This window comes from Microbacterium sp. H83, assembly GCF_001650405.1.
Classification (GTDB): Bacteria; Actinomycetota; Actinomycetes; order Actinomycetales; family Microbacteriaceae; genus Microbacterium.
In genome coordinates this window covers 1-795 of record NZ_LWCU01000051.1, presented here as the reverse complement: position 1 = coordinate 795, position 795 = coordinate 1, and the positions used below count along the sequence as shown (strand labels likewise).

1 protein-coding gene is annotated in these 795 nt (G+C 72.7%); it reads left to right on the top strand.

Features of this window, described 5'->3' with window-relative positions; all coding sequences use genetic code 11:
- Positions 1–795, top strand: a 795-nt coding sequence (locus A4X16_RS14815; protein ID WP_157560231.1) for a DUF222 domain-containing protein, incomplete at both ends; no start/stop codon positions are given.

Sequence of the window (795 nt, the reverse complement as noted above, 5' to 3'; positions counted from 1 at the left end):
CCACCAGTCCTCGTGTCCTTCTCGATCGGGTCGTCGCCGACCTCGATCGGGTGCTCTCCGATGACGCTCTCGCGGGCGTGTCGGACGCGGAGCGGGTCGAGATCCTGCAGGCGGCGGGTGCGGTCAGGCGCCGGGTGGATGCGGTCGTGGTCGAGACCCTCGCCACGGGGCATCCTGTCGAGTTCCCCCATGCGGCCGGGTGCCGGTCGCAGTCCGAGCTCCTGCAGCGCACGCTGCTCGTCGATGTGGCCGGGGCGACCCGCCTGGGCAAGATGGTCCCCTTGGTGCTTCGGGAGATCAGCCCGTCGTCCGGCGAGCGTCTGCCCGCTCGGTGGCCGGCGCTGCGTGACGCTCTGCTCGGGGGGGTGATCTCCGTGTCGGGGATGCTGGCCGCGACGACGCCGATCGAGAAGATCGCCCACCGGATCAGCGCCGACGAACGCCTCGGCGCCGACGAGCACCTCGCCGACGCAGCCCGCGGTGCGCGCGATCCGGAGTCACCCGGCCGCGGCCCGGCGCCGACCACGGAACAGCTGAAACTGCTCGCCGACATGATCGCGGCGCTCCTGGACCCCGACGGCGAGATGCCGGGCAATGAGCCGGAGCGACGCCGCGGGGTCACTCTCGGGCGCATCCGCGACGGTCTCCGCCCGATCAGGGGGTGGCTGACCCCCGACGTCGCGGCTCAGCTCGAGCTGCTCCTCGACGCGATCACGAATCCCAAGGGCGATGGCCCGCCGGTCCCGGACGGGGTCCGCTTCACGGCCGCCGACGACGACACGCGCACTCCTGACG